At 35.3% G+C, this 24,547-nt stretch carries 29 protein-coding genes and 1 pseudogene; 14 read left to right on the top strand and 16 right to left on the bottom strand.

Translation table 11 applies throughout. From position 1 onward, the window contains the following. Window positions 1–386 precede the first annotated feature (386 nt). On the top strand, window positions 387–587 hold the full coding sequence (locus ACP6PM_RS27170; RefSeq protein ID WP_426590018.1) for a hypothetical protein: 201 nt from the start codon (window positions 387–389) through the stop codon (window positions 585–587). Here ACP6PM_RS27170 and guaA read toward each other — a convergent pair. The 3 genes from guaA to ACP6PM_RS27155 all read right to left on the bottom strand — a co-directional run bounded on the left by guaA (window position 542) and on the right by ACP6PM_RS27155 (window position 4,738). Then, window positions 542–2,089, bottom strand: a complete 1,548-nt coding sequence (guaA, locus tag ACP6PM_RS27165; protein WP_426590023.1) for a glutamine-hydrolyzing GMP synthase — start codon at window positions 2,087–2,089, stop codon at window positions 542–544. The two genes, ACP6PM_RS27170 and guaA, sit on opposite strands and share 46 nt — an antisense overlap. Window positions 2,090–2,800: 711 nt before the next feature. Then, window positions 2,801–3,958, bottom strand: a complete 1,158-nt coding sequence (cbiD, locus tag ACP6PM_RS27160; protein ID WP_426590017.1) for a cobalt-precorrin-5B (C(1))-methyltransferase CbiD — start codon at window positions 3,956–3,958, stop codon at window positions 2,801–2,803. Between the two features lie 84 nt (window positions 3,959–4,042). Continuing rightward, window positions 4,043–4,738, bottom strand: coding sequence for a hypothetical protein (locus ACP6PM_RS27155; protein ID WP_426590016.1), 696 nt, complete (start codon window positions 4,736–4,738; stop codon window positions 4,043–4,045). Window positions 4,739–5,042: 304 nt separating this feature from the next. Between ACP6PM_RS27155 and ACP6PM_RS27150 the strand changes: the two genes are divergently transcribed. Beyond that, window positions 5,043–9,110 carry an NHLP family bacteriocin export ABC transporter peptidase/permease/ATPase subunit gene (locus tag ACP6PM_RS27150; RefSeq protein ID WP_426590015.1) on the top strand — a complete coding sequence of 1,356 codons (4,068 nt, stop codon included), beginning with the start codon at window positions 5,043–5,045 and terminating at the stop codon, window positions 9,108–9,110. 81 nt (window positions 9,111–9,191) lie between these two features. On the opposite strand, the gene ACP6PM_RS27145 is transcribed toward ACP6PM_RS27150, so the two are convergent. Further along, window positions 9,192–10,112 (bottom strand): GNAT family N-acetyltransferase, encoded by a 921-nt coding sequence (locus tag ACP6PM_RS27145; RefSeq protein WP_426590014.1) that lies wholly within the window; start codon window positions 10,110–10,112, stop codon window positions 9,192–9,194. A 23-nt stretch (window positions 10,113–10,135) separates the two neighbouring features. After that, the gene (locus ACP6PM_RS27140; RefSeq protein ID WP_426590013.1) at window positions 10,136–10,405 is read right to left on the bottom strand and encodes a hypothetical protein; all 270 of its coding nucleotides are present in this window, start codon (window positions 10,403–10,405) and stop codon (window positions 10,136–10,138) included. 282 nt (window positions 10,406–10,687) lie between these two features. Between ACP6PM_RS27140 and ACP6PM_RS27135 the strand changes: the two genes are divergently transcribed. From ACP6PM_RS27135 to ACP6PM_RS27115, 5 genes are all read left to right on the top strand, one after another. Beyond that, complete coding sequence (locus ACP6PM_RS27135) at window positions 10,688–11,014, top strand: hypothetical protein (protein ID WP_426590012.1); 327 nt, start codon at window positions 10,688–10,690, stop codon at window positions 11,012–11,014. A gap of 95 nt (window positions 11,015–11,109) precedes the next feature. Continuing rightward, window positions 11,110–11,412, top strand: coding sequence for a hypothetical protein (locus ACP6PM_RS27130; RefSeq protein WP_426590011.1), 303 nt, complete (start codon window positions 11,110–11,112; stop codon window positions 11,410–11,412). Window positions 11,413–11,969: 557 nt separating this feature from the next. After that, on the top strand, window positions 11,970–12,218 hold the full coding sequence (locus ACP6PM_RS27125) for a hypothetical protein (RefSeq protein ID WP_426590010.1): 249 nt from the start codon (window positions 11,970–11,972) through the stop codon (window positions 12,216–12,218). Beyond that, window positions 12,215–12,934 carry a precorrin-2 C(20)-methyltransferase gene (gene cobI, locus ACP6PM_RS27120; protein WP_426590009.1) on the top strand — a complete coding sequence of 240 codons (720 nt, stop codon included), beginning with the start codon at window positions 12,215–12,217 and terminating at the stop codon, window positions 12,932–12,934. The genes ACP6PM_RS27125 and cobI overlap by 4 nt, the downstream gene beginning before the upstream one ends. A gap of 190 nt (window positions 12,935–13,124) precedes the next feature. Further along, a complete protein-coding gene (locus tag ACP6PM_RS27115) occupies window positions 13,125–13,325 on the top strand; it encodes a hypothetical protein (RefSeq protein ID WP_426590008.1) in 201 nt (66 codons plus the stop codon). 122 nt (window positions 13,326–13,447) lie between these two features. Here ACP6PM_RS27115 and ACP6PM_RS27110 read toward each other — a convergent pair whose 3' ends face one another. Beyond that, window positions 13,448–13,981 carry a helix-turn-helix domain-containing protein gene (locus ACP6PM_RS27110; protein WP_426590007.1) on the bottom strand — a complete coding sequence of 178 codons (534 nt, stop codon included), beginning with the start codon at window positions 13,979–13,981 and terminating at the stop codon, window positions 13,448–13,450. A 187-nt stretch (window positions 13,982–14,168) separates the two neighbouring features. Between ACP6PM_RS27110 and ACP6PM_RS27105 the strand changes: the two genes are divergently transcribed. Genes ACP6PM_RS27105 through ACP6PM_RS27095 form a run of 3 tightly spaced genes read left to right on the top strand, consistent with a single transcriptional unit; the run spans window position 14,169 to window position 15,014 of the window. Further along, on the top strand, window positions 14,169–14,540 hold the full coding sequence (locus ACP6PM_RS27105; protein ID WP_426590006.1) for a hypothetical protein: 372 nt from the start codon (window positions 14,169–14,171) through the stop codon (window positions 14,538–14,540). Window positions 14,541–14,597: 57 nt separating this feature from the next. Further along, window positions 14,598–14,768 (top strand): hypothetical protein, encoded by a 171-nt coding sequence (locus tag ACP6PM_RS27100; RefSeq protein WP_426590005.1) that lies wholly within the window; start codon window positions 14,598–14,600, stop codon window positions 14,766–14,768. A 51-nt stretch (window positions 14,769–14,819) separates the two neighbouring features. Further along, window positions 14,820–15,014 (top strand): hypothetical protein, encoded by a 195-nt coding sequence (locus tag ACP6PM_RS27095; protein WP_426590004.1) that lies wholly within the window; start codon window positions 14,820–14,822, stop codon window positions 15,012–15,014. A 46-nt stretch (window positions 15,015–15,060) separates the two neighbouring features. On the opposite strand, the gene ACP6PM_RS27090 is transcribed toward ACP6PM_RS27095, so the two are convergent. From ACP6PM_RS27090 to ACP6PM_RS27050, 9 genes and pseudogenes are all read right to left on the bottom strand, one after another. After that, entirely contained in the window at window positions 15,061–15,459 is a 399-nt protein-coding gene (locus ACP6PM_RS27090) for a PIN domain-containing protein (protein WP_426590003.1), read from the bottom strand. Continuing rightward, window positions 15,456–15,656: a type II toxin-antitoxin system VapB family antitoxin gene (locus tag ACP6PM_RS27085; protein WP_426590002.1), complete on the bottom strand. Its 201-nt coding sequence runs from the start codon at window positions 15,654–15,656 to the stop codon at window positions 15,456–15,458. Before ACP6PM_RS27085 ends, ACP6PM_RS27090 begins: the two co-directional genes overlap by 4 nt. 145 nt (window positions 15,657–15,801) lie before the next feature. Beyond that, window positions 15,802–16,086 carry a type II toxin-antitoxin system RelE/ParE family toxin gene (locus ACP6PM_RS27080; protein ID WP_426590001.1) on the bottom strand — a complete coding sequence of 95 codons (285 nt, stop codon included), beginning with the start codon at window positions 16,084–16,086 and terminating at the stop codon, window positions 15,802–15,804. Beyond that, entirely contained in the window at window positions 16,064–16,303 is a 240-nt protein-coding gene (locus ACP6PM_RS27075) for a hypothetical protein (protein ID WP_426590000.1), read from the bottom strand. Before ACP6PM_RS27075 ends, ACP6PM_RS27080 begins: the two co-directional genes overlap by 23 nt. 23 nt (window positions 16,304–16,326) lie before the next feature. Then, entirely contained in the window at window positions 16,327–16,548 is a 222-nt protein-coding gene (locus ACP6PM_RS27070) for a FitA-like ribbon-helix-helix domain-containing protein (protein WP_426589999.1), read from the bottom strand. 73 nt (window positions 16,549–16,621) lie between these two features. Further along, window positions 16,622–16,783, bottom strand: coding sequence for an element excision factor XisI family protein (locus ACP6PM_RS27065; protein ID WP_426589998.1), 162 nt, complete (start codon window positions 16,781–16,783; stop codon window positions 16,622–16,624). A 25-nt stretch (window positions 16,784–16,808) separates the two neighbouring features. Continuing rightward, a pseudogene (locus ACP6PM_RS27060) lies at window positions 16,809–17,147 on the bottom strand (XisH family protein). 70 nt (window positions 17,148–17,217) lie between these two features. After that, window positions 17,218–17,430, bottom strand: coding sequence for a hypothetical protein (locus ACP6PM_RS27055; protein ID WP_426589997.1), 213 nt, complete (start codon window positions 17,428–17,430; stop codon window positions 17,218–17,220). A gap of 221 nt (window positions 17,431–17,651) precedes the next feature. Continuing rightward, window positions 17,652–20,576 carry a calcium-translocating P-type ATPase, PMCA-type gene (locus ACP6PM_RS27050; RefSeq protein WP_426589996.1) on the bottom strand — a complete coding sequence of 975 codons (2,925 nt, stop codon included), beginning with the start codon at window positions 20,574–20,576 and terminating at the stop codon, window positions 17,652–17,654. 226 nt (window positions 20,577–20,802) lie between these two features. Here ACP6PM_RS27050 and ACP6PM_RS27045 point away from each other — a divergent pair, with 226 nt between their 5' ends. The 4 genes from ACP6PM_RS27045 (at window position 20,803) to ACP6PM_RS27030 (ending at window position 22,511) form a co-directional block, all read left to right on the top strand. After that, a complete protein-coding gene (locus ACP6PM_RS27045) occupies window positions 20,803–21,027 on the top strand; it encodes a hypothetical protein (protein ID WP_426589995.1) in 225 nt (74 codons plus the stop codon). Window positions 21,028–21,249: 222 nt separating this feature from the next. Then, the gene (locus tag ACP6PM_RS27040; RefSeq protein WP_426589994.1) at window positions 21,250–21,588 is read left to right on the top strand and encodes a protein NO VEIN domain-containing protein; all 339 of its coding nucleotides are present in this window, start codon (window positions 21,250–21,252) and stop codon (window positions 21,586–21,588) included. 444 nt (window positions 21,589–22,032) lie between these two features. Beyond that, entirely contained in the window at window positions 22,033–22,221 is a 189-nt protein-coding gene (locus ACP6PM_RS27035; protein ID WP_426589993.1) for a ribbon-helix-helix domain-containing protein, read from the top strand. Window positions 22,222–22,352: 131 nt separating this feature from the next. Beyond that, entirely contained in the window at window positions 22,353–22,511 is a 159-nt protein-coding gene (locus ACP6PM_RS27030) for a hypothetical protein (protein ID WP_426589992.1), read from the top strand. A gap of 679 nt (window positions 22,512–23,190) precedes the next feature. Here the strand turns inward: ACP6PM_RS27030 and ACP6PM_RS27025 are convergent. Beyond that, window positions 23,191–24,384 (bottom strand): class I SAM-dependent methyltransferase, encoded by a 1,194-nt coding sequence (locus ACP6PM_RS27025; RefSeq protein ID WP_426589991.1) that lies wholly within the window; start codon window positions 24,382–24,384, stop codon window positions 23,191–23,193. Window positions 24,385–24,547: the final 163 nt, after the last annotated feature.

The raw sequence follows: 24,547 nt of genomic DNA, 5'->3' as shown, positions 1-24,547 counted from the left end.
GCAGGCATATTGCCCGCTTGTGATAGATTAAATTTGCTATATCTTGAAAAATATGATGCAAAAATGTTGCCAAGTGTAGGGGCGGGTTTTGTGTTAATATCTGCGGGTTCAACATTCGATTCAAAATTTCTGTACCTCGTTTTCAACAAGAGCGTTGTTTTGCGTGGTATCAATTTTTCTCTCAACAATACCTGGCACTTCCGAAGTCAGAATTCAGAAGTTGTTTGTAGTAGGGCTTTAACCCGAAGATAGATAGAAGATAGATATTTGGGCGTTGCTGAAACACGGTATGATTTGATAATTTGGGATTGTTTGAACTACTTGTTAATACTGACTGTTCCCTGTTCCCTATTACCGATAAACTTACTTTCTAATTCAATTCAGCAATGCCGATATTTGATATAGTTTTAGGTTGGGTTGAGGTCCGAAACCCAACATCCCCGAAGTTGCAAGGTTGGTTTGATGAAGATAACTTGAAAGCAAAAGTTAACTCTGGTTGTGTTGGGTTAAGCGACAGCGTAACCCAACCTACAGTAGAATATCACTCCCACTCAATAGTACCAGGAGGCTTAGAAGTAATATCATAGACCACTCGGTTAACTCCCTTAACCTCATTCACAATGCGGTTAGAAATACTTTCCAACAAATCGTAAGGTACGCGAGACCAGTCAGCAGTCATCCCATCTTCACTAGAAACAAACCGTAAAACAATAGGGTAAGCATAAGTACGTTTGTCTCCCATTACCCCAACACTGCGAATAGGCAACAACACGGCAAACGCTTGCCAAAAATCGTGATACATTCCTTGCTGTTTAATTTCATCCCGCACAACAAAATCAGCATCCCGCAAAATTTTCAACCGTTTATCTGTAACTTCCCCTAAAATCCGAATTGCTAATCCTGGACCAGGAAAAGGATGTCGTCGTACAATTTCTTCTGGTAAACCAATGGAACGTGCAACTTTTCTGACTTCATCCTTAAAAAGTTTGCGCAGAGGTTCGACTAACTTAAATCTCAAATCTTTCGGCAAACCTCCAACATTATGATGACTCTTAATTTTAACCGCTACTCGCTCCCCAGTCTTGGGGTCAACATTAGTGTTAGCAGATTCAATCACATCTGGATAAAGAGTACCTTGAGCAAGATAATCAAAAGGTCCTAAACGTTTTGACTCTTCTTCAAATACTTGGATAAACTCATGACCGATTAATTTGCGTTTTTGTTCTGGGTCGGTGACTTCTTTGAGTTTACCTAAGAAGCGCTCGCGAGCATTCACATATTCAACCGGTATATGAAAAGATTCGTGAAATATTTGTACCAAATTTTCAGGTTCATACTTCCGCATAAACCCTTGGTCGATAAACATACAAGTTACTTGATCGCCTATCGCCTTATGGAGCAAAAACGCTAAAGTTGAAGAATCAACTCCTCCAGACAGTGCTAATAATACTCGTTTATCCCCTACTTTAGCTCTAATTTCTCGAATTGCTTCTTCCACAAAAGCTGCTGTCGTCCAAGTTGGTTCGCACTTGCAGATGTGGTAGACAAAATTCCGAATCAAAGCTTGACCACCAATAGAGTGAACTACCTCTGGGTGAAACTGAGTACCGTAGAGCTTTTTCTCATGATCGGCGATCGCTGCACAAGGAGTATTATCCGTATGAGCTAATACTTCAAAACCAGAAGGCATTTTCGTCACAGAATCTCCATGACTCATCCACATAATTGTGCCTTCTTCTACATTAGTCAGTAAATCTGTAGGATTGTCTATTGATAGAGATGCTTTACCATATTCAGCAAGTTCAGCGCGTTTGACTTCTCCACCTAGTTGTTGTACCATTAACTGCATACCGTAGCACACACCTAAAATCGGTATTCCCAGATTCCAAATTTCGGGATTGCAATGAGGTGCCCCTTCATCGTAAACAGAATTAGGCCCCCCAGAAAGAATGATTCCCCTGGGATTAAGAGCTGCCAATTTTTCAGCAGTTGTACGATAGGAAATAACTTCTGAATATACTTGAGTTTCGCGAATTCGGCGGGCAATTAGTTCTGAATATTGAGAACCAAAGTCCAGAATCACGATCATTTGACGGTTAAACTGAGTGGGAGAATCTGAAATTTTTTGTGTTTGTGTTGTTAGAGTCACGGTTAATATGTTATTATATTAGACTTGTGAGCTTAATTTTCCTCAGTTAGTAGCAGTTATAGCGCTACGCGCAAGGCAAAAGTCAAAAGCGGTGCGACCCCACGGGGTACGACAGACGCAAGCGGTCAGATCCAGCGGGGTGCGCAAGACAGCAAGCGGTCGAGGGATGGCGAGGTTCCCTCGCCATATCCAATCGACCAAGAGAGGGAATGGGGACCAACAGAGGCAAAAGTCAAAAATAATCTATGACTAAGTTTGATAATTTAGAAATGTCCGCGCCCTCTGTTTTGATTGCTATAGTAGCAATTACTTTCTGAGTTATTGGCCAAGCTTATAAGTAGTTGTGAGAAAAATTTTTCTGTTGACACAATGAAGTGTAAAGAAAATTTTTATGTGTTTCTACAAAAGCTTGTATATTCGCTCTTTGTAGCTCCATACCTGACAACTAAATAGCTCAAGTAATTCTATTTGAGTCGAGAAAATAGTGATTTGAGTCGTACAGTCATTACTGCTTAATCAAGCTAAGGCATCATGTCAAAATAAGTTCTACAAATTTTATCTGAAATAGATTGTGAAATCTAGCTTCCATCAAAAAAACTGTAATGGTTATTCTTACACGACTCCTAACTTGAATTAGACTGTTTCAATTTTCTACAGTTTAGTTTTCAAGGTATTCTTAATAGAATAACAAATTTTGGAAAAAACTGTATCCGCAACTTCAGTTTTGAGGAAAATTTGTCGATCGCGGTCAAATAACATCGAACCTAATTGGACCTGCTTTTGGCTATGATTAAAAATATAAGCTTGGCAACGTTGGTCAATTTTAGAGGCGATCGCCCCATACACCCTACCCACCCAGTCCTTTTTGTCATTTATATCTAAGTTCCGCAGCAGTTTCAAAGCAGTTTCAGCAGTAGTACAAGCAAAAACTTCTTGTAGCACAGAAGTGGGCAAACCTATATTTGCACAGTGAGCAGTCAAAATTTCTAATCGTCCGTCAGCTAGATGGTGGTGAGTATGAAAAATTCCCCCAGCCAATTTAATTAATTTGCCATGATAGCCTAATAATAAGATAGATTCTACTCCGGCAATAGCAGCAGCAACTAACATTGGGCCTAACCAGTTAGCTGTTTTGACGGTCTGCTGTGGGGCTATACCCATTTTCCTGGCTATATCTAAACCATTTTCCCCTACACAAAACACCAAACTATTAAACTGCACTGCCTTTTGTTGTAGTTCCTCCTGGTAAGCTTCAAGTTGCCCAGGTACACTCAAAGGTTGAGAAACCCCGGTAGTGCCTAACAAAGAAAGACCTTCAACTATACCAAAAGCAGAATTAGAAGTCCGAGTTGCTAATTGACGTCCCTCTGGTAATATAATAGTGATTTTAATTTGTTCATTTTGGTTGAGCAGAGGTTGAAGATTTTCTTGCAGTAGTCGTCGCGCATAACTATATATAGCTGTTTCCCCAGAATGAATATTATGTCCAATTCCTGCTCCACCTATAATTACAATTTTTTCTGAAGTGTCAGTTGGAGAAACTGTGGCCAATTCTACCATTGCCCAAATAGGAGTATTGCGAGTTAGGTCGAGATTATTACCAGGGTCGGAGCGAGTAATAGCTAAGGCAGTATTATTTTTTAGTAAGGCTATTTCTTCAATAGGAATATCGACAATTTTTGGTGGTTCTAGTAAATTAATTGATACGGTAGACAAAGACGAGATATCTTGACGTATCCAATGGAGAGCAGCTACAGCAGCAGCACAAGCAAATACAGGTAGAGTATATCCAGCACGAGGTTCATTCATCAGTTATCAGTTATCTGTTATCAGTTATCAGGAAGTTATTAAGGTAAATTACTATTAGACATCTCCAAAAAATCAAAAATAGAATCAATTCTTATCTATAAAATCATCAATTATTCCCCTCCTTGGAGGAGTTAGGGGTGGGTTCCCTGTTCCCTGTTTCCTGTTCCCTCCTTTCTGGAGATATCTATTAATTCCTAGGGATAAAATTCCTAAAATTTTCTCTAAGTTATTAACAACATATTCTGTTAGATCGATGTGAACTTCTGTGTTTTCTAATTGTAAGAATTTCCAAATATTTCCTGTGGTGACAACCCCGTAAATGGTAGAAATTTGATTACCTTGTTGTTGATTAAATATTTGTCCGGCAATCATTTCTGCCAGACATTGCCCTAATCCAGCGTTTAAGTTTTCTTTTTTGGCTTCGACAATGGCAAAAACTGGAGATTTTATAAATAGTTGTTCTGGAGCGAGACTAATAAGAAAGTCACAAGTACCGTTTAATCCTCTGGTGGTATCAACGTTAAATTCTGTTCCGGAAAAGAGGCTAACTTGATTATTCATAATTTTTCTTAATTCTATTAAAATCGGGGCAATAATCATTTCTGAACGGGCTTTTTCTGTATTAATTGCTAAAGCTAATGGTAAGTTATTTTGTAATGTTTGTTTTAAAAATTCGCTTGGTTGAACTTCGGAAGTATTAGCAAAAAAATCGACTTTTTCTTGGATTTTTAAGGAAAATTCTTGTTGAATTTTGGGTAATGTGAAATCGCTGTAAGGCATTTAATTTTTACTCTTTGGATTCTAAGTATATGAAGTACAAATACTAATTATAACGTTTTACCGAAAAATTTTGGTTTAAAGCCTCCCCTTTTAAGGGGATAATAATTAATAATGAATAATTAATAATTACCTCTTCTTTTCAAGGAGAGGTAATTATTAATTGTTGAAAGCACAGGCATCTTAATAGTTAATTATATTTTAGGTTAAAAACAGGGTTTGTATTAGACATCCATTATATTATATTATCGTAACATTCTTTCTAAGATACTATACAAGATTTACAAAATTTGTAAGCAATAAAAAAATGAGAGTAAAAACGAAGCCTTTTTTGCAAAGAGAAGCTACTGAATGTGGTGCCGCATCTTTGGGTATTATTCTGAAATATTATGGACGTGAAGTTCCTTTAATGGAGTTGCGCGGTAAATGTGGTGTGAGTCGAGATGGTACTAATGCAGGTCAAATTGTGAGGACGGCAAGAGAATATGGTTTGACAGCTAGGGGTGGAAAAAGTACTGTTGAATTCTTAGAAAATACCGATTTACCTGTGATTATTTTTTGGAAATTTAATCATTTTTTGGTAGTAGAAGGTTTTGATAAAAAGTTTGCTTATCTCAACGATCCGGCATTGGGTAGGCGGAAAGTTAGTAAGGAAGAATTTGCGAATTCTTACAGTGGTATTGTTTTACAGATGGAACCGGGGGAAGAGTTTGTTAAAGGAGGAAAAAAAAGAAATTTTATTGCTTATTTAGCTGTTCGTTTACAAAACTCGAAAACGGCTCTTACTTTTACTTTTATCGCTGGTTTTTTCCTCAGTCTAATTCGCTTAATTATTCCGGCTTTTAGTTTGGTCTTTGTTGACCAAGTTTTAGTGGAGGGTTCGCAAGATTGGCTCCGCCCTTTACTTGTAGGAATGGCAGTAACAACGATTTTACAATTTACTGTTGCTAGGATGCAATATATTTTCTTGCGGAAGTTAATTATTAAACTTTATATTACGATGAATAGTCAGTTTATGTGGCATTTGTTGCGGTTGCCGATGAGATTTTATGCTCAAAGATTTGCTGGAGATATTAGTTCTCGTGCTGCCTTGAATGACCAAACTGTGCAACTATTGAGTCGGGTAGCGAATACTTTAATTGATGCGATAATGCTGGTGTTTTATGCCGTTTTAATGAGTTTTTATAATGGAGTTTTAGCTGGAATTACTATAGTTTTTGGTTTGATTAATATAGCAGCATTATATTGGCTCCGACAATTTCGGGTTGAAGCAACTTTAAATTTGAGCGAAAAAAAAGGAAAATTATCTGGTTATCTTTTGGGTAGTTTAGGAGCAATTGAAACTCTGAAAGCGGGGGGTTTAGAATCTTATATCTTTGCGCGGATTTTGGGAATATATTCTCAGGTTATGAATGAGGAGCAAAGATTAAATATTCAAACCAAAGTGTTAACTGTTTTACCAACATTTTTAAGCACTCTTGCTTCTGGGATAATTTTGGTATTAGGAGGGTTAAAAGTAATGGCAGGGGAAATGAGTATTGGGATGTTAGTGGCATTTCAAACTGTAGCTTCTGGTTTTTTAAATCCTCTGGGGGAATTAATCAATTTTGGCAGTAGTTTACAAGAGTTGGAAGCAAATTTGGAACGTCTTGATGATGTTTTAGATCATCCTCTTGATGAAGATATTGAAATTACTGAAGCAGTAGAAAATTCTATTTTTGAAGAAGGAAATGAATCAGAAAAACAGATTAATGATGCAGTTAATTATGGTGCGGAGCAAGATGCTCCGCCTGGATTTTTAATTTCATATTCCCTATTAAAAGGTAAAGTTGAACTTAGAAACATTACTTTTGGTTATAATCCTTTAAAACCTCCATTAATCGAAAATTTTTATTTGTTAATTACGCCTGGTTCAAGAGTTGCTTTGGTGGGAAAAAGTGGGTCTGGAAAGTCAACTATTGCTAATTTAGTTTGTGGTTTATATGAACCTCAATTAGGAGAAGTTTTATTTGACGATGTGGGTCGTCAAGAAATTCCTCGCTCGGTCTTAACAAAGTCTGTGGCAATGGTGGCGCAAGATATATTTTTATTTGAAGGAACAATTCGAGAAAATTTAACTTTATGGAATCCAACGATTAGTAATTCTGCTTTAATTCAAGCTTGTAAAGATGCAAATATTCACGAATTTATTATGACTTTAACTGGTGGTTATGATGCGAATTTGTTGGAAGGTGGGGTGAATTTCTCGGGGGGTCAAAGACAACGTTTGGAAATTGCCAGGGCGTTAGTAAATAATCCTAGAATTTTAATTTTAGATGAAGCAACGAGTAGTTTAGATGCGGAAACGGAAAGAATTATCGATCATAATTTACGTCGTCGAGGTTGTGCTTGTATTGTTGTGGCACACCGTTTAAGTACGATTCGAGATTGTGATGAAATTCTGGTTTTAAAAGAAGGAAAAGTATTAGAAAGAGGTACTCATCAACAACTTTGGAATGAAGGTATTTATTATCGTGAATTATTGGAGGTAGAAGAAAGGAGTCAGGAGTCAGGAGTCAGGAGTCAGAATGAAGAAAGAAGGAATCGTAGGGACGTTGCATGCAACGTCCGTACAGGAGTCAGAATGAAGGAAGAAGGGAGCTGGATGTCGGAAATAAATGGAGAAATACAAGAGGAAAATATTACTGAAAATTCTGTTTTTATTAATCGGTTATTGACTAATTTAGAAAACAAAGGAGAACATTATTTTCTGGAAGGTAATCAACCTCTAATTTTTGAATATCCGCAAATTATCTGGTTAGTAAAATCTGGGGAAGTGGAAATATTTTATTCTCTGGAAGAAGCGGGAGAATTAATCGGAAATCGTCATTATTTATTTACAGTTAAACAAGGAGAGTTAATTTTTAATTGCGATGCTCAGACTCCAGGCAAATTCTTAGGAATTGCTTTGGATAAAGCCGAATTAATTCAGATTAATATTACCAATACAGATTTAACTGAATATTTCAATAATTTGTATCATCATTTAGTCGAAAAATGGTTAAATCACCTCTTTATAATTCAAAAGTCAAAAGTGCGTAGCGTTGCGAGCGAAGAGAAGCAATCTCAAAATCAAAAGTATGAATTTATTACAAGTCAAAATTATCAATCCAATACAAATCAAGAGTTAAATCCGGTAGATGAATCTGTTAACTCAATCCCCAATGATTTTTCCTTGCCATCTTTTGCCGAATCTGAACATCCTAATTTTTCTCAAATTGTCACAATCAACAATAATTTTTGCAATTATCTGCACGAAGTTATTTTGACTGAGGAACAAACAGAAATATTCAATTCTCAACAACTCAAAACCTATAATCAACGCAGTCAAGCAGAAACAATGCAAAATTTTGTTTCTGTCTTATATAATCGAGAAACAACTAACTCAATAACCTCTAACTTTAATGACTTATTATTAATAGCAGTAGGAGCAATAGGTCGTGCCAGTCAGATAGAAATTAAACCACCATCTGCACAGACGAAAAATTTCCGAAATACCCTCCCAGAAAAAAAATATCCTGCTGATTATCAACAAGATTTACAAGAGATTGTTAAAGCTTCACGTTGTCGAATACGAACAGTAAAACTAAGAGATAAATGGTGGCAAAAAAATTCTGGTGCATTGTTAGGTTGGCTCGAATTAGAAAATATACCCGTTGCTTTATTACCCCACAAAAATAAATATCTTCTCTATAACCCCAAAACTCAAACTTCTATTCCTATAAATCAAAATGTTGCTGCTACTTTATCATCAACAGCATTTACTTTTTATCGCCCCTTCCCTTTCCAGGTAAAAAATGTTTGGGAGATATTTTTATTTGCCATCAAAAGTTATGAATGGGATGGAATTAAAACTATTCTTTTAGGCACAATAATTAGTCTGATGGGTATGATTACTCCTCAAGCAAGTGCCATTCTTGTTAATAATGCTATTCCTGATAGCGACAAATTATTGTTATGGCAAATAGGATTTGGTTTACTTGCCGTTACTGTAGGAACATCCTTATTTAGTTTGCTCCAAGGAATAATGTCTATCAAAGTTTCTCAGGGAATGGAAATTAATTTACAATCTGGAATTTATGACCGCCTCTTTCAGCTAAATCCAATTTTTTTCCGAGAATTTAGTACGGGAGATTTATTAACTCGCATTGCTGCAATTAGTCAGATTAGTAATTTAGTTAATAGTGCCGTTATTACAACGATTTTTACTGGTGTATTTTCCCTGTTAAATTTGGGTTTAATGTTTGTCTATAGCCGAAAATTAGCCTTAATTGTTCTAATCGTTGGTTTAATTTCTTTCCTCATCACCTTAATTTCAGGCATCATAAGTTTTTGAAGTATGGAATTAAGTTTTCATTCTGACTTTCGCCAATCTACTAGAATCACTGTACCAAACTTACATGGAATAGGCTGTAAGTCAGAAGGAAGTCAGAAGTTGTGTCATGTTCGGTATCAATTTACTACTAATAAAAGATTTACGAAAAGAATCTAAATAAGGTTTGAATCTTCTTTCAGTAAATTTAACCATTTTTTCATTCTCTATTTGAACAGTAAAACTGCATTGATTGATTTCAGGATGATTTATTTGCAGTTTTATTGCTCGTCCAAGAAGAGCAATTCCTCTGCCGATAGATTGCAATTCTTCTTTGACAAATAGCTTTGTGTAACGAATAGTATTCTTTGAAATTCGGTGAGTAATCATCCAACCTACAACTTCATGATTGTATCTTAAACCTAAACTATTAATTGGTTCAATAATATCCTCGTCGGTGAAAGGAGATAAAATATCTGGATACCAAGGTGATTTTTTTTGTAACTCTTGAATAGTTTTTCTTTCCTTTGAAGTTAACTTTCGCCAAGGAAAGATTTCATAACCTAATGGTAATTTCTGATCTAGATTTAACCAAGTTACGTTTCTCATGGTTTTTGGATCTCCTAGAGCAATCAACATACGAGCTTTAGGCTCAGACCAACCATTTTTCTGCAATATTTTTTCCAAAGCAATAACAGTTTTATTGGGAATAAAAATCAAATCAATTTGTTGGCAATTTTTCCCCCTTATTTCTGTTTCTAGGGCAATCAATAACTCATTACCAATGCCTTGTCTTCGATATTCTGGAATAACAAACAGAGATAAAACTTCCCCGATATTTTGTTTATAATCTACTTCTCCTATAGCCAATCCTAATATTTCTTGATCATCCTCCGCACTTATAGCAATGTATCTTGAATCTTGAAGATTATCTAGTAGAGGACGATAACGAGGATAAGTAAGTCTTTGATAGTTTTCTCGATTTTGAGAGATTAAATTTGGATTTAATAACCTTAAGTTCAACATTTTTTTTCTACCAGCTATCTAAACTACAGCTCTATTTTACAATCAATCAGTCTAGTAGGGTGCGTTTTCGGCAGGAACAGAAGTTGCTCAAACACCCAACCTTGAAAGACAGAAAAACTTCTTGACAAAACAGAGCGATCGCTCTGTTTCTCTTGATTGATGTTTAATTCATCTGTTGGACAATAGTTAGAATTTTTTGACACAAGCCATTTGATCTCTCCTTCCCGATCGCCCTGTTTCTCTTGATTGATGTTTAATTCATCTGTTGGACAATAGTTAGAATTTTTTGGCACAAGCCATTTGATATCTCCAGAAAAGAGCTATTGAGGGAGTAAGCAGTAGTGGAAATTTCCTACGCGCAAAAAGTAGCGATCGCTTTTGATTCTAGAGTTGATATTTAATTCATCTGTTGGACAATAGTTAGAATTTTTTTGAGACCAGCCATTTGATATCTCCACAAAAAAGGTATGGAAGAAGTAGACAGTAGTGGAAATTTCCTACGCGCAAAAAGTAGCGATCGCTCTGTTTCTCTTGATTGATATTTAATTCATCTGTTGGACAATAGTTAGAATTTTTTGACACAATCCATATTTATGGGCACATTCTTCCAGAGTAAACGACAACGGTTGTTAACTGCGCGAGCGTTGATATTGCAGCCGAAAATTATTTTGTTTGATGAAGCGACCAGTGCTTTAGATAATAAAACTCAGGCGATCGTGACTGAGAGTTTGGAGGAGTTGAATGTGACTCGCGTTGTTATTGCTCATCGGTTGAGTACCATTCGGAATGCCAATGTTATTTATGTCATGTCTCAGGGGAGAGTCGTGCAGAAGGGGAGTTTTGATGAGTTGATGGAAGAGGAGGGGTTGTTTAGGAGGTTAGTTAGTCGTCAGTTGGCTTAATTAATTTAATAATAATTTAATTATTTTTTCTATTAAAAAGTGTTAAACTCTCAGACACCAAAAGTAATTAGAAAACAGAAAACAGAAAAAAATTAATGAAAATGCAAAATAACAACGAAATGTATGCCGACAAGAACTGTACCACTACTCACAGCCCTAATTCCAGCTGCTCCCACCACAAGAATTCCTCTGTTACTCCACCTACTGAGAGAGAGACCTTCTCTCCTCTCTCTGATAAAGAATTGGAGGGATGCACCGGCGGTCTCTTTCGGCGCGAAAGCATCTGGCCACATATTGTATGGGAATACGAGTTACGTCCGAAGGACCCCTATAAAAAACTGAAGTTCCCTTCCCCCCCCAAGAAGAAAAAAGAACAAGAAGAAAGAGAAGAAGAATGAAGTTCCCTTCCCCCCCCAAGAAGAAAAAATGACAAGAAGAAGAAAATGAATGCAGCGATCGCAAAAACAGCGATAGATTTTATTAAAGCGAATCGTTTTCCCTATTATTCAGTGGAGTGGTAGGGGCGTTATCTAAAAACATTGATATTGACCAATAAATTAAATAAACCCGCTCCCAACCACCAATGGGAAGTAGGGGCGGGTTTAGCTAAACCTTTGAAGCGAGCTCGATGTCCCCATATGAACCCGCCCCTACAATTCAATTTTTTTAACGTTTAACTTAGGTTGGGTTGTAGCTTGCTTCCACAAATTGGTGCGGTAGGGAAACCCAATAAAGTGTTACTGGTGTTAGGTGCAAGAATGAAACCCTCTCCTAATTTGTGACTCCTGACTCCTAACAATGAGAACCCTTTGGTCTACTCAACCTAAATACTAGATTTTTTTGCTGCCAGTTTGGCATTTATAAGGTTAAGCAGTTTGATATAAATAGAACAAGGGATGAGTAATTATTCCTTCCCTAAAACAAAAAGTAATAACAAACAATTTAAGGAGCAACCATGGAAAATTCCATCATAGAAAAAAAAGATATCTTGCCCCAGAGACAACCTGGCTTTGAAGCACCGACCGAATGGGAAGAACTCAACGATATTGAACTAGAAAAAGTAGTTGGTAGTGGTGATAATCCCTGGTGGGTTCCTAGCTATGCGACTCTCACTTATAATCCTAAGCCTGGGTTGAAGTTCGATAGCCTTGGAGGGATCAAGTATAAGAGCAAATTTGAAGTAAAGTTAACTTGGAAATTTTGAAAAAGCCGAGAAAAAGAACATTACTAGGAAAACTATATGGATTAGGCATTGGACCTGGCGACCCAGAGTTACTGACTCTCAAAGCACACCGCATTTTAACTACTGTTCCAGTAATTGCTTACCCTACCTCAGAAAATGGCAAATCTTTGGCACGGGCGATCGCTGCTGAGTTTATTCGTTTTGACCAGATTGAAATTCCTATGTGTTTGCCTTTTAATGTTAAGGAATCATCCCAACCGTATTATGACAAAGCTGCGGAACAGATTGCCGAATACCTAAAATCTGGACAAGATGTGGCAGTTTTATGCGAGGGGGAACCAATGTTGTATGGCTCATTTATGTATCTTTTTCAGCGACTTTCGGAGCAGTTTCCCACGGAAGTTATACCGGGAATTTCTTCAACATTAGCAAGTGCAGCTATGCTGGGGGTGCCAATTACTTACCGCAATGATGTTTTGAGTATTATACCTGCTACTTTGGATGAAGTTAAGTTGCGGGATACCCTTGCTGTTGCGGATGCAGCGGTAATTATCAAATTAGGCAGACATTTTGCCAAAGTCCGCAAGATTTTGGATGAGTTAGGGTTGTTATATCGGGCGCTTTATATTGAAAGGGCAACTCAAACTGAGCAAAAAATTATTGCTATTACTGAGGTTGAACCGACAGAGGTTCCTTACTGGTCTTTGATTTTGATTCCTAGTCAAACCGAAGCGTGAAGTGCTATATGCGTAATATTATCTCCGCTTGAGTAGTTATAATTAAAGTTCGTAGTTTGGCTTTAGCACGAACTCATAGATAGGGCTAAAGCCAAACTACAAAAAAAACTTTTTGATCGTTGATTATCCGGACATGATATAAGTTCTGTTACTATACAATAGTTGTCAATTGATTCAAAGCTGGAGAATTATGTTAATTGAGAAAATAATACAAGAACTGCAAGATATCCCAGAGGAGAAACTGTCAGAAATTTATGAGTTTATTCACGACTTCCGCTTACGGTTAAATCTAGAAAACCCCCAACCTAGAACCCCTGGACTTCTCACTGGAAAACTGGGGGAGGCATTCTTTGAACCCCTACCCGAAGAGGAACTTCAACAATGGGAATAAACAACGCAACTTCATGGGAGGAAGATGCTCCGACTATTCCTTTGACCAAAATAATTACAATAGACCACCATTACAATTCACTACCACCCATTCTTCTTCAGCAGATATCTAAATATACAAGTTTACTCCATTAATTGTTGTACTTGATTTAATGGTAAATCTACTGCTTCAGCAATTTGTTGTGGTGTTAAACCGAGTTTGATTAATTTAGATACAGTATTTAATTTGGTTGTCTGCAAGACATCTTCAATGATGGGTTGGCAAAAAGTTGTATTTTTATCATCTGATTTTTCGTTGACAAAATCCCTATTTTTTAATTCTGTTGTTTCGGGATTATTGCATAGATTAATATTATCGACACGGACATGATTTCCTATTAGGGGAGACTGATAATTTGCAATTCCTAAACGTTCGACTGTAGCGACAAAATTCGACTTATTTAACCTCTCTCCAAAAACCTCTGATAAAAGTTGCCAGAGTTCGTATCCTTCATCTTTGACATGACCATTAGAACATTTATATTGTTCTGCAATTTCTCTGTATTTTTCGTTATTCAGAACACCCTTTAAAATTCCCATTTGCAGATTATTTAGGTGTTTTCCAGTTTGCTGAAAGACCAACTCATCAATTGAATTTAAAACTGTTTGCCAGTCCATTGTCTTAACAATTAATTCTTCTGAATAGCTTATCCGCTATTATCCTTCATTATCCGTCTTTTTTACATTTTTTAACAAAATCCCCGTTTTTATCCGTCCTTTTCCGACTTGTAGATATGAAAATCAGCGAATTAGAATAGACAAGTATATCGAAATATACGATAAAACCTACACAAGTTAGATGAAAATGAAAACTACTAATACAATTACAAGCAGACTATTTGTTGCTCTTACAGCTTTTGCTTTAATAGTTGCTTCTTTACCTAAAGAAGCAAATGCACAAACAGGAAGTGGAGGTAGTACAGGTTGGGAGAGAGTGAGTACCACAGATGAAACAAGTTGTTATAACAAAGCTCTTCCGATAATGGAATTTCTAGTAAACCAAGGAGATATTCAAAAAATACCTAACTGGGCTGAACGTTTTAAACAAGGAAATAACGCTGTTTTCGATGTTATCTGCGCTCGTAATGGTGAAGTAAAAGTTGACCTTATCTGTTTTAATAGTTGTGGTAATGCCACAAAAACTCGCGATAAAATAGATTCACTTATGAAGTGGTAAATAAAAGTATTTAAGTATTTGTAGGTTGGGTTTCGTTACCTAAACCCAACGTAAATAATGCCAATTAATTATATGCTTATCTGGGTAAAAAGAGTAAGCAAACAAGTATTTGTAGGTTGGGTTTGGTCTCCAAATTCATTGGCGTTTGGGTTTGGAGACCAAACCCCTACAGTTTTTTTCTCACCAATGATTTCTTATGGCTATACTAATAAATTATTTGATAATTAACAAAAGTATTGCCATCCCTCCAATATTAACTAATCTTAGCTAATAGAAACCATGACAAATAAAACTATTGACGTAACTGGACTTACTCCCGAACAAATAAAACAGATTCAGGTAGCGATCGAGACCTTCAGAAATATTAATAATTCCCAGAGCATATTAACAGAAAAACAAAAAGTAGAGTTCGATCCAACGCCATTGTTTTTTGAAAGCGAAATTCTCCAACCTTTTAATCTTAGTATGCTTTAATAGCCACAAAAATTTTGCTCATAAATAGACAGTTTTTCAATGATGTTTAATACAAAACAACTGGAATATACAACCGAAAATTATCAAAATCTTTATCGGTAGTAAAAATACTATAACCACGATGATGAGCTACTGCACAAATTAAAAAATAAGTATTTGATCCCTGAATACCATGACTACGACAGGTATTAAAAAATTCTGCTCCTAATTCATAATCTTCAGTTGTTAACTGTAAGTCGGAAAAAGCACGCAGATATTCTCGTAATCGAATAAATTGTTCCTGATAGCGAATGCCTGAAAGCACTTTCTGGCGAATTACTCCGAGTAAAACGACTTGTTCATTTGTAATCAAACTTCGCAATTTATTAACGATAGAAATTACATCATTTGGTGTATTGCATCGCAATGCAAGAGACCAAACAGAAGTATCAACTACAACATTCATATTTTTTGTCTTTGTTGCTTATAATTATAATTTTCTTCATAGTCGATAGTACCAAATAATTCTAATACTTTCAGTTGTTGGCGACGTTGGATATATTCATACAAAGCTGCTTCTATCAATAAATTTACTGTTGAATGGTCGCTTAAAGCTAGAGCTTGCTCAAGGAGTGTTTCGTCAATATTGATATTAGTTACCATATATTTATTTATGTAGTAATTTGTGACAAAATTATTATAACAAAAAAACTGTCTAAAGCATCTATTATAGTTGATACAAATATTTTATTTTCAACATTACTCAAAGAAAAATCACGTTTTAGTGAGTTACTACTAAATTATAAAACTAATAAACTTCATCATGGGAGCCAATATCAATCAAAACAATTAAAGACTCTTCTGAATCTTCATCCTCAGCAAAAGTAAATATAATACGACAATCATAAGTAACTGAACAAGACCATAAATCCTGCAAATAACCTGTTAATTTATGAGATTTTAGAGATGGAGTAAACGGGTCATTACCCAGTAAATATAAAGCATTAATAATCCGCTCCTGAAACTCAGGCTTCTTTTTTATTAATTTTCTAAAAGCACGTTTAAAACGATTATCCCAAACTATCTTCATCATCTTGCTCATCTAATAAATCGGTAATCAAATTATCCACATTTCCTATTTTTGCTGTTCCTTCTTTCAAAGATTTTAAAGTGGCTTGAGCATTAGCAGCAATCTCCAAACGTCGCTTTTCAATTCTTCTTTTTTTGATTAGCTCAAATAAATAATCTTGCTCATCAATAGATAGTTTTTCAATAGAATCTATAATTTCTTGAAAAGATATCATACTCATATTTTTTTTTCCTCAAAATTAATCTAAGGTTCTCTGGATATAATAGTGATTTCAAAATCTCCAAAATGGGAAAAACGTTGCTCTATTTTTGCAGCAAGATTTAAAGAAAGTTCTTCCTTTTCTATTAATACTGCACGGAGAATTTCTTTAGCTTCTGCTTCGAGAGAACGTCCACTATATTCTGCTCGTTTTTGTAACCTAAATATAAGGTCATCATCCAGGTTGTCGATTATGATACTGCTCATCTTCTTTACTTTTTTTAGTTATTCTCTAATAATTCATTATACTTCATTGCAAAAGTTAAGACTAAATCTTGATTTAAGCTACTGAAAAATCAGTTAAATGCCGATTTTTTGGACGAATAAATCCTAAAACAATATCTTCTTGAGGAACCTCCAATTCTAAAAGTTCTAAAGCAATTCCTCCTTCAGTTCCATCTGACTCTATCCATATGTTTTCTCCTACAATTCTTAGATGCAAAACAACAGCATGAACTCGCCCTGTTTCATCCCATCCTGTGTTGAAAAAAATCTTGGTAAACCTCTTCAGGAATTGCTAAATATAATTTTCGCTCTGGGTTGAGACGACGTAATATACTTCTATACATATTATACTGACCAATTGCTTTTTGCAGTTCAGTTACTTGTGAAGGACTATTAAAAACCTTAATTTATACGGCAATTTTCTGTTCTGCTCTTTCAGCAGCTAATAGTTTTTCCGCACCTAAATCTGCATATAAACGCAATCCTTTATATTCTAAAGTATAAGGGTCGTCAGTGATAGTCCAGCCATCTTTCCTCAATCCATTCTTAACTTCGTTATGATAAAGATCGTACTGTGGCATTATCTAAATTGGGATTTGGATTTCTTGAAAATAGAGGATTCAAAAACAATTCTTCTGCTCATTGCAAATCTTATAAATTTACTTCAACTAAATTTTCACGCTCTTTAACATTTTCAATTGCTTTTAATAGTCTATTTTTGTTGCTTTCTGACTTTAAAAGATAATCTGTTTCATCAAACTCTGAAACAACTATCTCTATTTCTTTTTCTCCAAATTTAGCTTGAATTTCTTCTAGAAAATGATGGTCAATTTCACTAGCTTTGAAACGATAAACTGTTGACATAAATTTTACCTATTTTTGATTATATAGCAATTCCCATATTTAAGGTACAAAGTTTACTACCAGCTTGTCTAGTTTTAGAATTTGGGTAACTTTGAGGATAATTAAGACCTCTTCCCCGACCCCTCTCCTACAAGGAGAGAGGGGAAATCTTTTCCCCCTTCCCTGGTAGGGAAGGGGGTTGGGGGGTTAGGTTTCTTAGGCACTATTTTAGTTTTGACTTTTTAAGAAACCTTAAACCGCATTTGAATCATCCGCCAAATTTCTCCAACCCACAACACAATAGAAGTACCGCCAATAATTATTAACCAATCTCTTAAAGATAAAGGAACTGTTCTAAATACAGCTCCTCCATATTGCACCATCACAATTTGTCCTACGAAAATCAATGCAGCGATCGCTACAAAACTGCCATTTTTACTAATACTAGAAAATGCAGATTCTCTTAAACCAAAACATTTTGCATTAAACATATTCCAAAACTGCAACATCACAAATGTGGTGAAAAATAGAGATAGTTCGTAAGGCGTTACTACCTGGTCTTTTTGGATATATAGCAAGAAACCGACGAAAAATACCAAAAAGATTGACGCTACTGAGAAAATACTCACCGTCATTGGTTGGGAAATTATAAATTCTTCGGGATTTCTCGGTGCTTTATCCATGACTTTTTGATTAGGGGGTTCCGTTGCTAAAGCTAGAGCAGCAAAAGTATCCATGATTAAATTCACCCACAATAATTGAATCACAGTAAATGGCAAATTAATTCCAATAAACGGACCCAATAAAGCTATCCCACAAGCAGCAACATTTATTGTTAACTGAAACAAGATAAACTTTTGAATATTTTGGTAAAGCGATCGCCCCCACATAACTGCATTTTCGATGCTGCCAAAAGAGTCATTCAAAATGATAATATCGCTTGCTTCTTTGGCGACAGAAGTACCGCTACCCATGGACAAACCAACCTGCGCTTGGTTTAATGCGGGTGCATCGTTGGTGCCATCCCCTGTAACTGCTACTACTTCCCCACTTCCTTGTAATAACTGCACAATACGTTGCTTATCCTGGGGTCGTGCTCTGGCAATTACCTTAGCTGTTTTCACTACTGCTAAAGCTGATTCATCATCAAGGTCACGGAGTTTATTACCAGTGATACAATAATCATTATTGTCATCTTGGGTCATAATTCCAATTTCGTGGGCAACTTCAATGGCAGTCAAACGACTATCTCCAGTAATCATCTTAACTTTCACGCCAGCTTTTTGACAAATTTCTACTGCTGGCGGTACTTCTTCTCGCACTGGATCGGCGATCGCCACAAAACCTAGCAAAATCAAATCTTTATATTGCTGAAGTTCCTTTCCCTGTTGATAGTCTTGAGGGTCTCTAATATAAGCAAATCCTAAAGTCCGTCTACCAATAGTTTCATACTTATTTAACTCTGCTGCGATGGATACTCTTTGAGAATTTGCAAAAGGTTGAACTCCATCTGAGGTGAGAATTTGATTGCAACTTGCCAACAATAGTTCTGGCGCACCTTTAATATGGAGTATTTTTTCACCTGTGGTAGGGGAAATTCCGAGAGTTGCCATGTACTTTCTGTCTGAGGAAAAAGTTAACTGACTGATAATGTCAAAATTTTCTCGTTTGTCAATATAGTCAATTTTGTTTTCTTCTAACCACAATAACAAAGCACCTTCTGTATGGTCTCCCAAAGGGATAGACTCTTCCCCTTTTCTGTGTTCTAAATTAGCTGTACTGTTAGCACAGATAGCTTCTACTATAATATTGTCAGCATTGAGAGTGCCATTGTCGAAACTAGGAAACTGTACATCACTCACCTGCATTTTGTTTTCAGTCAAGGTGCCTGTTTTATCAGAACAAATCACTGTTGTTGCGCCGATAGTTTCACAAGCGTGCATCCGGCGAACTAAATTATTCTGTGTAGTCATTTTCTGCATACTGTAGGCGAGACTCAGGGTAACGCTTAGAGCTAATCCTTCAGGTACAGCAACAACGATGACTGCAACTGCAATCATAAAATATGTGAGGAATTTGAGGGCGACATCTACAGTTATCCAGTCAGAGGGAGCGCTGGGAACCCATCCCAAATAGTAACCGACTCCGATACCGATGCCAGATATTGCGAGGGCGGTCAAAATATTTTTTAACCAAGCGATGGCACTATCATCTTCCAACCACTCTGGTACTTCTATGTCTTTACCTATTGATTCTAATCCGTCTATGATTATTGGCAACCAGATTCTAGTTAGGGCGATCGCTAAACTAATCACTAGGATACTAATAATATACCATTGCCCTAAGGTAAGATTGAGTTCTCCTGTGAGGATACCTCTTGCTACTAAGGCAATATCGATTAAGACTGCTACCCCTAAACCTAGGATACCAATCAAATTACTGAGACGTTCGAGTTGGAGATTTAGAGGCGTTTCTACATCTGTAATATCGAGAACGCATCTAGCAGTTTTTCCGATTTCCGTTTCATCCCCAACTGCTGTAATTTCGATGATTCCATGTCCATCGTTGACTATAGTATCGCGCAAGACTTGGTTGGCAGAATAAGCATAGTTAGTATGGTTGTTAGAAGATAAATTTACATTTGCTGCTTTAGTAACAGGTATGGCTTCTCCTGTTAAACTTGCTTCGTTTACTTGTAGAGAAACTGCTTCTATTACTCGACCATCTGCTGGTATTTCCTCTCCTGTTTCTATCAGTACAAAATCCCCTATTACTAAGTCTTTTTTCGGAACAGTTGTCACATTATTATCCCGAATTACTGTGATGGGAATTTCATCATTTACTTGGTTGAGAATATCGAATTCTTTGCTAGCTTTATATTCATTTAAAAAAGCAACGGTTGTAGCTAGCAGAATAGCAGCAATAATACCTAAACCTTCTACATAATTCCCTTCAAAAATTCCGACCGTAATGGCAATAACTGCAGCTATAATTAGAATCCGAATTACTGGGTCATCGAACTTTTCTAACCATAATTTCCACCAAGGCGATCGCTTGGGTGGCGTTAATAAATTAGAACCATATTTTTGTCTACTTGTCTCAACCTCAGCCTGTGTGAGTCCTCTATAGCGGCTTTGTTTTTGCCCTATTTCTTGAGTGGTTTTCATTGATTAATCTCCTTGCCAAAATTTTATTTGGTGGGTATTTTGGTAATTTTAGTATTTTATCGTTTTTTTTCTTAATTTTATTAATATATCTTAAATCGGCAATTTTGTCTATAAATGTTTATTCTTAGGAAAATGAGTATATTTAATCTCAACTTTTAGCCGATCAATAATTGATTTATTATATGAATTATGCTAAGTTTGAGAGTAAAAGTAAAGGTGTTGTTTTATGGCATCTAAAAAAGCAAGTAAACATCAGCACTATGAAATATTAAATTTAATTGGTTATGAGTTAGCAAAATTTGATAGTGCTTTTATTAAAGAGTTCGGATTTAAAACCAAAAAATCTTTTTTTGAATATATAGTCAGTCTGGGCATTGCTGAAACTGTAAATACAGTTAAGAATAGACAAGACTTGTTTGACTATTTTTTTGATAATCCTAGAAAAGGATAGTGGCAAAAAGGAGATGCTTATATTCATATAAAACTATTTATTGACTCACTTTTTGGTAAGGAAGATGTTTATTCTTACACTAAAATCATCAAGCTATATTTACAAAATAAATTTCCTAAATTTATCGGGATAGAAGGAGAATCTACTGAGTTAATTAATCCTATTCTTCAAAGTAAATTTAAACAACTGCAGGATACGGGTCAACGAGCAGAACTATTTTTTATGAGAAACTATACAACCTGTCCCGATTTGGAAAATGGAACTTTACAAGATGCAAGAACATTTGGAGATGGCTACGATTTTCAAATTCAGATGATAAATAAATATTTTTTAGTTGAAGTCAAAGGTCTGAAAACTAACTATGCAACTGTTAGGTTAACAAACAAAGAATTTATCACTTCTCGGAAATATAAAAATGATTACATACTTGCAGTAGTTAGTAATTTAGAGGATATACCTGAAATTAAAACTATCTTTAACCCTACGGAAAATTTAATTTTTACTAAACAAATTATTGTTCAAGAACAAATCAGTTTTCATTCAAAATCATTACAATGGTAAATACAGCAATTCTCACCATTGAAGATGCTATTTCATTAGACTTAAAACCATGGAGAGCTGTTATTATTTTAATGTAATATAAAATCTGCTTGCTTTGGAGTGTTATAACATAAAGGGAATTCATAGAAAAACAGGGTAATTATTATAAAATAGAATCTGGTTTATTTAAAGAATGGTTGTTATAGCAATCCTAAATAGGCTGTAATATCAAATCCGGTAGCATAGGTATCATTAGACAGTTAATCTAGGAGTCAGCAGTCATAAGTCAGGAGGGAAGAGAATTTAGCAAGATTTGCTCTTTGCTGAAGATGAAAATTTTTTTTATACCGAATTAAGTCGATTTAATATAATATTTTATTGTAGGGATTTTGTTTCCAAATCCAATTTTTATAAGATTATTCCTGAATAAAGGATATAATTATTAAATATAGTTTATTTCTTAAAATGATGAATATTATCTTAGTCCCCAAACAAGAAAAATTTATTCAATCCCAAATTGCTAAGGGAAAATATACCAATATTCAACAGGGGATAGATGCAGCGTTAAAACTATTAGAAAAACAAGAACAAGATTATCAACAATGGTTTGATGAAACTCCCGCTCAAGTTAAAATAGGTTTAGAAAAATTATAAAGGGGTGAAAAAGTTGATGGAGAAATTGTTATTGCACAATTAAAGGAAAAATTTCAGCGGTTGCGAGAGGAAAATTAGGGTGAATAAATATAGTTTATCTCAAGCAGCTATTGGCGATATAGATGAGATTTATGATTATTTTAGCAACTTTATTTGTTAAACACTTTGATGATAAGTGTAGAAACTTAATTAATTTTCGGGTGCATCTCAATTTTGAAGAAAGCCAAAAATTTATCGCTTTTAGGGAACAGGGAACAGGGAATAGGAAAAAAGTATTTTTGCAAAGATGAGATGCACCCTAACTTTCCTAATACCAATTATCAAAAATAATGCTATACTTAGGCGACACTTCAGCTATTAAGTAGTTAATACATATATAATAAATTTTTTGCTTATTTTAGTCAATTTAATATGCTTTATTATTATTTTTACTCCTCCGTACAGACTCCCTTATGCAACGTTCCTACCCACTCCCCTACTCAAGAAAGTGTACAAAAGTTTTTGATAAATGGTATAATATGAGGCGGAGTTATGCTCAAATCATACCTAATTTAAGAGGTTTGCCTTGAAATGGTTATATTATTTTTTATAAAGTAACTGAGGTGGAAATAGAAATTGTGAGGATATTTAGTCGGTATCTTCAATAATTAATAATTAACAATTAATAATTAATAATTAATAATTAATAATTACCTCTTCTTAAAAAGAAGAGGATTGGTTAAAAGGATTTTTTTTTCTTTTCTTGGTCGATTGGATCTGGTTAGGTAACCCATCCATCCCATCCTACGGAAAGCTCTGCTTTTCATGTCGGCGACCAGCCGAAACGACCGCTTTTTCTCCTTGAAAGGAGAGGCTTTAAACCTTATTTTTTCGGTAATTTAGAGTCTTTATTCTTAGAAGAGGAATAAAATTAATACTAAATCCGATTATCACCCGAAACACCTGTTGAGGATATTTAATTTCTTAAATTTATCTCATTGGAGGCATACTCAAACCTTTTAAAGTTTGCTTTTTTTCCTCCTCAAGCAAACCTTTAGTCTGCACTAATACTCCAAAATTTCCTAACCCCATTGGGTCTATTAATGAATGTAATGCTTCCCTACGTCGGAAAACTTCTTCAATAGAAAATCCTTGATTATTTGATAATTTATTTAATCTATATCCCAAACCTAATGCCATTAAAAATAAACCCTGTTGAGTAAAACCTACAGTTTCTAATCCTGACAAATTTCCCTGTTTTTCCAAAGCAGTAAAATCAACATGAGCAGTAATATCTTGTCGCCCAATATTCCAATAAGGTTCATTATTTCGGTGATGTTGATAATAACATTGTAGAGTTCCCTCTCTTCTAACGGGATTATAATAACGTGCTGCTTGATAACCATAATCAATAGTTAATACATATCCCTTAAGTAATTTATCACTAACAATTTTTATCCAATCTAAAGCTTGTAAATTTATTTCACTTTGATAACCCTCAACATCAGCAAATGAGAGTAAATTTATATCCACTAACTTAAAATATTCAGCAATCTCAGGAGTAGAAATTTTATCAGTTATTTCTACAAACTTTCCCTCAGAGTCATAGGAGACATAAATTTCTCGAATTTCCCGATCTTCTATTCTAAACTTATGCACTGGAAAAGCATCTACCAACTCATTAGAAAAGAAACATCCCGTCACGGAATTATGGAAAATTTCATCCCAGTCACTCCACCTGACTTGATATGACCCTAACCTTTGTTTTTGTTCTGATTTTAAAACTTCTGACTTTTCAATAATCAGATATTCAATTGTTTGGAAAAAATCTAAATGTGTTTGTTGGAGATAACCTAAAATTTGCTCGGCTAAAATTCCTTGACCAGCACCCATTTCTACCAGAGTAAAATTATTAGGTCTTTGGAAAATATGCCACATTTCCAGAAATTGTTCTGCTAATAATTCTCCAAAGTCACCACTCCAATGAGGGGAAGTTAAAAAGTCTCCTTGTTTGCCAATATTTACAGGATGAGTTGCATAATAACCATGTTGGGGATGGTATAAAACTAAATCCATATATTTGGCAAAGGTAATCCGTTGTTCGGCAGTTTCAGCAATACTTTGACTGATTATTTGACACAAATTTTCGTTATTATTATTGATTGTTAATTGGGATTGATTCATAAATTTCAGGAATAAGTTAGAAGCAAGAAGCAAGAAGCAAGAAGGGAGAAAAATCCAGTTTTTTTGTCTGCTAGAGATAGGAAAGCTTCGTTTTTTCCATAAATTTCTGTGCCATTGATAATTTTTTTAACTTGATATTATTTTTGAGCAATTTCAGGAATAA

Origin of the sequence: Dapis brunnea BLCC-M229 (assembly GCF_050015995.1) — a bacterium.
In the GTDB taxonomy this organism is placed as follows: Bacteria; Cyanobacteriota; Cyanobacteriia; order Cyanobacteriales; family Microcoleaceae; genus Trichodesmium.
The sequence above is the reverse complement of the archived record's forward strand: the minus strand, read 5'-3'. Positions and strand labels throughout refer to the sequence as shown.